8 protein-coding genes and 1 tRNA gene are annotated in these 8,945 nt (G+C 64.5%); 4 read left to right on the forward strand and 5 right to left on the reverse strand.

Annotation, left to right across the window (positions count from 1 at the left end):
• Positions 1-48 precede the first annotated feature (48 nt).
• The 4 genes from AC3FJ6_RS07630 to AC3FJ6_RS07645 all read left to right on the forward strand — a co-directional run bounded on the left by AC3FJ6_RS07630 (position 49) and on the right by AC3FJ6_RS07645 (position 4,129).
• Entirely contained in the window at positions 49-1,020 is a 972-nt protein-coding gene (locus AC3FJ6_RS07630; protein ID WP_092596150.1) for an acetyl-CoA carboxylase carboxyltransferase subunit alpha, read from the forward strand.
• Entirely contained in the window at positions 986-2,470 is a 1,485-nt protein-coding gene (gene tilS, locus AC3FJ6_RS07635; protein WP_488771342.1) for a tRNA lysidine(34) synthetase TilS, read from the forward strand. The genes AC3FJ6_RS07630 and tilS overlap by 35 nt, the downstream gene beginning before the upstream one ends.
• 177 nt (positions 2,471-2,647) lie before the next feature.
• Positions 2,648-3,898, forward strand: coding sequence for an aspartate kinase (locus AC3FJ6_RS07640; RefSeq protein ID WP_092596136.1), 1,251 nt, complete (start codon positions 2,648-2,650; stop codon positions 3,896-3,898).
• A gap of 137 nt (positions 3,899-4,035) precedes the next feature.
• Positions 4,036-4,129, forward strand: a tRNA-Ser gene (locus AC3FJ6_RS07645).
• Positions 4,130-4,394: 265 nt separating this feature from the next.
• Here AC3FJ6_RS07645 and AC3FJ6_RS07650 read toward each other — a convergent pair.
• From AC3FJ6_RS07650 to AC3FJ6_RS07670, 5 genes are all read right to left on the reverse strand, one after another.
• Positions 4,395-5,057 (reverse strand): TetR/AcrR family transcriptional regulator, encoded by a 663-nt coding sequence (locus AC3FJ6_RS07650; RefSeq protein ID WP_488771343.1) that lies wholly within the window; start codon positions 5,055-5,057, stop codon positions 4,395-4,397.
• 123 nt (positions 5,058-5,180) lie between these two features.
• Complete coding sequence (gene actP, locus AC3FJ6_RS07655) at positions 5,181-6,827, reverse strand: cation/acetate symporter ActP (RefSeq protein ID WP_488771344.1); 1,647 nt, start codon at positions 6,825-6,827, stop codon at positions 5,181-5,183.
• A complete protein-coding gene (locus AC3FJ6_RS07660) occupies positions 6,824-7,207 on the reverse strand; it encodes a DUF485 domain-containing protein (RefSeq protein ID WP_488771345.1) in 384 nt (127 codons plus the stop codon). The genes actP and AC3FJ6_RS07660 overlap by 4 nt, the downstream gene beginning before the upstream one ends.
• Before the next feature lie 31 nt (positions 7,208-7,238).
• Complete coding sequence (locus AC3FJ6_RS07665; RefSeq protein WP_488771346.1) at positions 7,239-8,459, reverse strand: FAD binding domain-containing protein; 1,221 nt, start codon at positions 8,457-8,459, stop codon at positions 7,239-7,241.
• On the reverse strand, positions 8,456-8,935 hold the full coding sequence (locus AC3FJ6_RS07670) for a VOC family protein (protein WP_488771375.1): 480 nt from the start codon (positions 8,933-8,935) through the stop codon (positions 8,456-8,458). The genes AC3FJ6_RS07665 and AC3FJ6_RS07670 overlap by 4 nt, the downstream gene beginning before the upstream one ends.
• Positions 8,936-8,945: the final 10 nt, after the last annotated feature.

The raw sequence follows: 8,945 nt of genomic DNA on the forward strand, positions 1-8,945 counted from the left end.
GATTTTTTCCGGTAGAATGCGCCCCTTCACAGACAGGTCCGCGTCTTTATGAAAACCACCTTCCTGGATTTTGAGCAGCCGATTGCCGAGCTCGAGGCAAAGATCGAAGAACTGCGTTTTGTGCAGGACGATTCGGCTGTCGATATTTCCGAAGAGATTTCGCGGCTGGCCGGCAAGAGCCAGCAGCTGACCAAGGATATCTATGCCAACCTGACCCCGTGGCAGGTTGCGCAGATCGCGCGTCACCCCCAGCGTCCGTACACGCTGGATTACGTGCGCGAGATCTTCACCGACTTCCATGAATTGCACGGCGACCGGTCGTTTGCCGACGATCTGTCGATCGTGGGCGGCCTGGCGCGCTTCAATGGCCAGGCCTGCATGGTCATCGGCCACCAGAAGGGCCGCGACACGAAGGAACGCGCGCTGCGCAACTTCGGCATGTCGAAGCCCGAGGGCTACCGCAAGGCCAAGCGCCTGATGGAACTGGCCGACAAGTTCGGCCTGCCGATCTTCACGTTTGTCGACACGCCGGGCGCGTTCCCGGGCATCGACGCCGAGGAGCGCGGCCAGTCGGAAGCCATCGGCCATAACCTCTATGTGATGGCCGGGCTGAAGGTGCCACTGATCGCCACGATCATCGGCGAAGGCGGTTCGGGCGGTGCGCTGGCGATTGCCGTGGGCGACGTCGTGCAGATGCTGCAGTTCGCCACGTACGCCGTGATCTCGCCGGAAGGCTGCGCGTCCATCCTGTGGAAGACCGCCGAGAAGGCGCCCGAAGCCGCCGAGGCGCTGGGCCTGACCGCGCATCGCCTGAAGGCGCTGGGCCTGATCGACAAGATCATCAACGAGCCGCTGGGCGGCGCGCATCGCGATCCGAAGGGCATGGCGACGATGCTCAAGCGCACGCTGGCCGAATCGCTGCGCCAGTTCCAGGGCATGAGTGTCAAGGAACTGCAGGCTCGCCGCCACGAGCGCCTGATGGCCTATGGCAAATTCAAGGAAACCGGCGCCCAGGAGTGATGTGAGCGCCGAAGACGCGACGCGCCTCGCCGCGCGTCTGACCGACAAGGTCGCACAGGCTGTCCAGGCCAGTGCGGCCTTTGTTGTTTCTGAGGCCGAGCGGCCCTTTACCGTGGCCGTGGCGTTGTCTGGTGGCCGCGATTCGGTGGCGCTGCTGCACGCGGCACGCGCTGCGCTGGCTGCGGCATGGCCGCTGGCGCGCGTGGTGGCGCTGCACGTGCATCACGGCCTGCAGGCCCAGGCCGACGACTGGGACCGTTTCTGTGCCGCGCTGTGCACCGACCTGCGGGTGCCGCTGGCCACCACACGCGTGACCGTGCAGCCCACGGCCGGCGAGGGCATCGAGGCTGCCGCACGGCGTGCGCGGCACGCGGCACTGGGCCGGATGTGTCGCGAGCAGGGCGCCCGGCTGCTGCTGTTCGCCCATCATCGCGACGACCAGGTGGAAACGGTGCTGCTGCGGCTGTTTCGAGGCACCGGCGTCGCCGGCATGGCTGGCATGCCTGCCAGCCGGCCGCTCGACGTGCTGGGTGAATCCGATGGCGAGGTCTGGCTGCTGCGGCCCTGGCTGGATGTGCCGCGCGCCGACATCGACGCCTACTGCGCGGCGCACGGCCTGCGCTGGATCGACGATCCGTCGAACACCGACACGCGCTTTGCGCGCAATGCGCTGCGCGCCCAGTTGCCGGCGCTGCTGCAGGCGTTTCCAGGCCTGTACGACAACGTCACCCAGGCGGCTGCGCATTTTGCGCAGGCGGCCGGCATGCTCGACGCACTGGCCGCACGGTCCCTGGCCCGGCTGGTCTGCAGCGGCCGCGACACCGATACGCTTTCCGAACTGGACCTCGCGGGCCTGCGGGCCTTGCCGCCCGAGCATGCCGATGCGGTGCTGCGGCTCTGGCTGCGCGACCTCGGCGCCCAGCCGCCATCGACCGCGCGCCTGGCCGCCATGCGCACCCAACTGATCGAACATGAGGGCGGCGAGCCGGCTATCGCACACGATGGCCTGGTGCTGCGCCGTTTTCGAGGCCGCGTACTGGCCTGCCATGCCGTGCCGGCCGGCGTGCCGGCGCCGTTCGCGTTCGAATGGCGCGGCGAGGCACGGATCGTGGTGCCGGCCTGGCGTGGCGAACTACGCTTTGACCGGGATGACACCTTCGGCGTGCCGGAGGCCGTGCTGCGGGCGCCGCTGCGGCTGGCCGCCAGGGCAGGGGGAGAACGCATCGTGCTGCGCCCGGGCGGACCGGCACGGGCGCTGAAGCAGGCGTATCAGGAGGCCGATGTCCCCGCCTGGCGGCGCGCCCACCTGCCGCTGCTCTGGAGCCGCGACACGCTGGTGCTTGCGGCAGGCCTGGGCATGCATCGCCGCTGGCCGGCCGACGCACCCCACGCGCCGCGCTGGCGTGTCGCATGGATATCCCTGCCGGATCCGGCGGACCGCGCGGAGTAGACGCACGCCCAGCCGATAAATGGGGACAGATATAATTCCGCATGTGAATTTCATTCACATAAAAATGACGTCAAATGAATGACGTTTTTGCGGGATTTTCGCCCCTTCGGCCTTTACGCTTAGCCACTCTTCGTGTAATTTCATCGGCTTTGCACAATCGCTGGCGTCGACAAGAAGATGGCTCTCATCGTTCACAAATACGGCGGCACTTCGATGGGTTCCACGGAACGCATCAAGAATGTCGCCAAGCGCGTGGCCAAGTGGCACCGCGCAGGTCACCGCGTTGTCGTGGTGCCTTCGGCCATGTCGGGCGAGACCAATCGCCTGCTTGGCCTTGCCAAGGAAATCTCCGCGCAGCCGGACCCGCGTGAACTGGACATGCTGGCCTCCACGGGCGAGCAGGCCAGCGTGGCGCTGCTGGCCATTGCGCTGCACGGCGAAGGTATCGACGCGGTCAGCTATACCGGCTGGCAAGTGCCGGTGAAGACCGATTCGGCCTTCACCAAGGCCCGTATCGAGTCGATCGATGACGAGCGCATCCTCGGCGACCTGGATTCCGGCAAGGTGGTGGTCGTTACCGGCTTCCAGGGCATCGATACCGAAGGCAACATCACGACGCTGGGTCGCGGTGGCTCGGACACCTCTGCCGTGGCCATCGCCGCCGCCATCGAGGCGGACGAGTGCCTGATCTATACCGACGTGGACGGCGTGTACACGACCGATCCGCGCGTGGTCGAGGACGCGCGCCGGCTGGATCAGATCACGTTCGAGGAAATGCTGGAAATGGCCAGCCTGGGCTCGAAGGTGCTGCAGATCCGCTCGGTGGAATTCGCCGGCAAGTACCGCGTGAAGACCCGCGTGCTGTCGTCGCTGACCGACCCCCTGATGCCGCTCGAACAGGAAATGCATTCGGGCACGCTGATTACTTTTGAGGAAGAGTCTGAAATGGAAGCAGCCGTCATCTCCGGCATTGCCTTTGCCCGTGACGAGGCCAAGATCACCGTGCTGGGCGTGCCGGACAAGCCGGGCATCGCCTACCAGATCCTGGGCCCGATCGCCGACGCCAACATCGACGTCGACATGATCATCCAGAACCAGTCGGTGGACGGCAAGACCGACTTCACGTTCACCGTGCCGCGCGGCGACTACCAGCGCGCGCTGACCATCCTGAACGACAGCGTGAAGGCCCATATCGGCGCCGCCAGCGTGTCGGGCGACCCGAAGGTGTCGAAGGTGTCGGTGGTGGGCGTGGGCATGCGCTCGCACGTGGGCATCGCCAGCAAGATGTTCCGCACGCTGTCCGAAGAGGGCATCAATATCCAGATGATCTCCACGTCGGAAATCAAGATCTCGGTGCTGATCGACGAGAAGTACATGGAGCTCGCCGTGCGCGCGCTGCACAAGGTGTTCGAGCTGGATCAGGCGTGATCCGCTTCTGAATATTCTGGCGGGGCAGGATTGCTGTGATATTTGTCACGGGTCGCGAGAAATTCGTTGACCAGTCGAGACTGCCTAGCTAGAATACGCGCTCTGTTGTGCAGCCTCCCTTGCACAACAAAAGTTTGGGAGACGTGGCCGAGAGGTCGAAGGCACTCCCCTGCTAAGGGAGCATCCGGGCCAAAACCTGGATCGAGGGTTCGAATCCCTCCGTCTCCGCCACTACATCTGTATTGGCGGCGAACCCCGGAAGATCGCGGTCTTCCGGGGTTTTGTTTTTTGGAGCGGGGTTCAGGCGGAACACTATGCCGCGCAGGTGTTACACCGGTACCTGTGGGAACCCGAATGGCAACGAACATCCAGCTTCGCGGCCGAAGTTCTCTACCTGCGCGATCCACGTCTCTTCACGGCCGGTCTCTGCCCTGCAAAATCGTCAGGACTCGCTGAGCGCCGCATTGCCAGTCATCCAGGTGTCCGAACGCGATGCCTAGCCCTTATCGCCACGCATCTTCGTCATGGCGGCAGGGGCGCCGAGTAGGAACATGTCCACCTTTTGCCTGATGAGGGCGTCCATGTCCGCCGGCACCTTCAGCCCATAGACCCATTTGCGCACGCCGATATAGAAGATGGCAGCGTGCAGGCTCCAGATCATCTCGATCTCGGCATCGGTTTCAGCGGCGGTGCGCGGCGCGGGGATGTCGAAGGCCTCCCGGACTTCGGCCAATACCGGCAGGAATACCTTGGTGCGCAGCTTGCTGAGGTACTTGTTATTGATGCCTTCGTGAGTCAGGCCGGCGAAGATAAAGAGCCGGATCCATTCCTCGCGCAGGATCACCGACGAATAGTCCAGATAGAAGGCGTACAGCCGTTCGGTCAGCGGCAGGGAGCGGTCCGTGATCTGGCGATCCCAGTCCGGACGCCATTGGAAAACCTCGTTGTAGACACGCTCGATCAGCGCGTCCTTGCTGGCGAAATACCGATAGAGAAGGGGCTGTGTGACGCCGATCTGCTTGGCAAGCTCACGTGTGCTGCCGCCGAAGCCATTTCGCGTGAAGTGTTCGATGGCCTTCTCGACAATCTGCTGCTCCCGCTGCTCAGGCAGCAGGCGCCGCGTGGATTTTTCGATGCCTTCGGTGGCGCTTCGTTCCATGGCTGTCTCTCTCGGGCCTGCTGTTCGGGTAATGGCCCGATTCTACCAATCACCCGATCAATAAGAAAAGGCGACGCCCCAGCGCGCTGGCTGCCGCCTCGAAGCGAGGTCGGCAGCCACGCGTCAGTGGCCGGACTTGGCCGTGATACCGAGTTCGCAGTCCACGCGCTGGTTCTGGTAGGCGTTGCGTTCCCACGCGCCGCGCGCTGAGCGATCGGTCACCGAGAACACGTAGATGCCTGCAAACGCCACCAGCATCGAGAACAGTGCCGGATACTCGTACGGATAGATGGCCGACGCGTGCCCGAGCACCTGCACCCATACCGTCGGGCTCAGGATCGTCAGCACCACGGCGGTAATCAGGCCCATCATGCCGCCCATGACCGCCCCGCGCGTAGTCAGGCCGCGCCAATAGATCGACAGCAGCAGCACGGGGAAGTTGGAACTGGCAGCAATCGAGAATGTCAGGCTCACGATGAACGCAATGGTCTGCTTCTCGAACAGGATGCCCAGCAGGATCGACAGCACGCCCAGTACCAGCGTGGTGATGCGCGACACACGCATCTCGTCCTTGTCCGACGCGCGGCCCTTGCAGATCACCGTGGCATACAGGTCGTGCGAGATGGCGGAGGAGCCCGCCAGCGTCAGGCCCGCCACCACGGCGAGGATTGTCGAGAACGCCACCGCACAGATGAACCCCAGGAAAACGCTGCCGCCCACGGCGTGGGCCAGGTGTACGGCCACCATGTTGATGCCGCCAATCACCGCGCCAGAAGGCGTGTGATAGAGCGGATCCTTGGCGACCAGCGCAATCGTCCCGAAGCCGATGATGATGATCATTGCGTAGCCCATGCCGACGATGCCGGTGGCATACAGCACGCTCTTGCGCGCGGCCTTGACGTTACTGACCGTGAAGAAGCGCATCAGGATATGAGGCAACCCCGCCGTGCCGAATATCAGCGCCAGACCGAGCGACACCGCCGAGACCGGATCGGAGACCAGACCGCCCGGGCGCATGATGGCTTCCTGCTTCCCGTGGGCGGCGATGGCATGGTCGAACAGGCTGTTCAGGCTGAAGCCAAAGCGGCTCATCACCATGAACGCCATGAACGCGCAGCCGGCCAGCAGCATGACCGCCTTGATGATCTGGATCCAGGTGGTGGCCAGCATGCCGCCGAAGAACACGTAGACGACCATCAGCACGCCAACCAGCACCACAGCCGACGTGTAGTTGAAGCCGAACAGCAGTTCCACGAGCTTGCCGGCACCGACCATCTGCGAGACCAGGTACAGCAGCACGATCACGATGGAACTCGACGCCGAGAACGCACGTATCGGCCGTTGCCGCAGCCGATACGACAGCACGTCGGCCAGCGTGTAGCGCCCCAGATTGCGTAAGGGCTCGGCAATCAGGAACAGGATGATGGGCCAGCTGGCCAGAAAGCCGATGGAATAGATCAGGCCGTCATAGCCGCTGGTAAACACCAGCGCCGAGATGCCTAGCAGCGAGGCGGCGGACATGTAGTCGCCGGCGATCGCCCAGCCGTTCTGCATGGCGGTGATCTTGCCGCCGGCGGCATAGTGGTCGGCCACGCTGTTGTTACGACGGGCCGCCCAGCGAGTGATGGCCAGCGTGGCCACCACGAAGACGACGAACATGGCGATGGCGATGCCGTTCAGGCCCTGGCCCACCGGCGGCGTGGCAGCCAGGGCGGGCGTGGCAACCGTCAGTACGGCGCAGAAGGCAAAAGAGGCGCGCGTGCGATTCATGACGGCTCTCCGTCGCGGATGTCCGCGATCATCCGGTCGTAGACCGTGTTGGTGCGATACACGTAGATGGCGACGAGCGCGAAGGTGAACGCGAACATGCCGAAACCGACGGGAATGCCGATGCTCATCGGCTGGTCCGGTACCAGCCGCATGGCGAGCAGGTCGGGACGGAAGGCCAGCGTCAGGATGAAGCCGAAGTACACCAGCAGCATCGCGGCGGTCAGTGACCACGAGAAGCGCCGCCGGGTGCGGTGCAGTCGCTCGAAATCGGCGCGGCCCAACATTGGATGCGGTGCCAGCGGGGCGTCGATGGCCTCCGGGTCTTCATGGGTGTTGTAAGGCGCGACGGGGGGCGCGGTCTGTGGGGCGGCTTGAGGCATGGTTGTCTCCTTGTGTTGTTGTCCTTGGCGGTCAGAACCGGCGCGACACGGCGGTCTCGCGCATGACCGCTTCCGGGGTTCGGTAGCGTTCGGCCATGGCGCGGTCTTCGTCGCTCTTCAGTTGGGCCTGCATGTAGGCGCCAAGGTGGCGGGCGTGCTCGACAATGGCCTGGCCCACCTGCACGCGTTCGGCGCTGTAGGCTTCGAGCCCGGCCTCGATGGTCGGCGCGTCCGACAGCGCGCGCGCGAGCGCCATCGCATCGCCGGCCGCCTTGGTGACGCCCATCCCGCAATGGGGCCGCGCCACGAAGGCGGCGTCACCCAGCAGGGCCACGCGACCAAACGCCATTTGCGAAACGGTGAGGTCATAGATCGGCTGGAACAGCGGGTGTGCAGTCCGCCTCACCACTTCGGCAAACTGGGGCGCTAGGAGGTCAGTCGCTGCGCTTTCCATGTCGGCGATGACCTCGGGACGGATCAGGCCCGGAGGAATGCCGGTGGACCAGCATTTGCCGTTGGCATCTGTGAGCAGATCGGCTAACTGGTTGGCACTGGTGGCGCGGTACCACACGAAGTTGAACCGTCGCTGGCCCAGCGTGGTGCTGTTGCGCTCGCCAGCCACCGGGTAGCCGAGAATCTGTTCATGCGGCGGCAGGCAGAACGCGAACTTGTCGAATATCGCGGCGTGCGTCGCCGGTGTCAGGTCGGTCTCGTCGACCAGTCCGCGCCAGGCGATATAGCCTGCGTATTCCAGCTGAGCGGCCGGCAGCAGTTGTTCCCGGATAGTGGACCGGAAGCCATCGGCGGCGATCACCATGTCGGCGCGGTGTATCGAGCCATCCTGCAGCGTGACTTCCGCATGGCCGGTGTGCGATGCCACCGCCGTGACATGCGCGCCGGTGCGATAGAGATCCGGAAACGCCTTACCCAGTACCTCGTACATCTTGCCCCAGGCGGTCAGCGTCTGGGGCAGCTCACGATCCGAAACCGCACTACCATCGCGAGCCAGCGTCACGCGGGTATTGACCGAGACGCCGATGCTGTCGTCGACGGTCACGCCGGCAGCGGCCAAAGCTTCGAACAGTTCCGGGTGCGTGACGATGCCGGCCCCACGACCGGTCAGCGCTTCGGGCGTGCGCTCGAAAATCTCGACTTCCCAGCCAGCCCGTGTCAAAAGGTTGGCGGCAAACAGCCCGCCTACGGAGCCGCCGATGATGATGGCCTTGCGTGGGGATGATGGGATGGGCGTCATGCTGTGGCTCCTGCTTCGGCTTGCGATTGCTGCGGCAGTGCCAGGCCTGCCACTTCTTCGGCGGGGTAGTTGAGTTCGATGGTGACGCCGGACGGGTCTTCGATGAATACCTGGTGCAAGCCCAGGCTGGGGACGGTGCGGTCGCGCCAGGCGATGCCCTCGGCGCGTAGCGTCTGCCACATGGCAGTGACGCCAGTCGCCAGGAAGGCAATATGGTCGACGGTGCCCGTGCCGGCTTCCGGCAACGCCTTGTCGCCGAGATAGGCAGTCAGCCCCGCCGGATTGCTCGGGTCGATGCCGATGATGTGCACGGTGCCGAAGTCCCGTTCGTCGTCGCCCATGTAGAGCCAGGCGCCGGGGAAGTCGAACGGCGGCCGGTACCCACGCCGGAACCCGAGAATGCGTTCGTAGAATGCGCACGACCGTTCGAGGTCCGCCGTGCGGATTGAATAGTGTGCGAGCTTGGTGATCGCCATGCTGTCTCCA

Source organism: Cupriavidus sp. 94F1 (assembly GCF_057798875.1).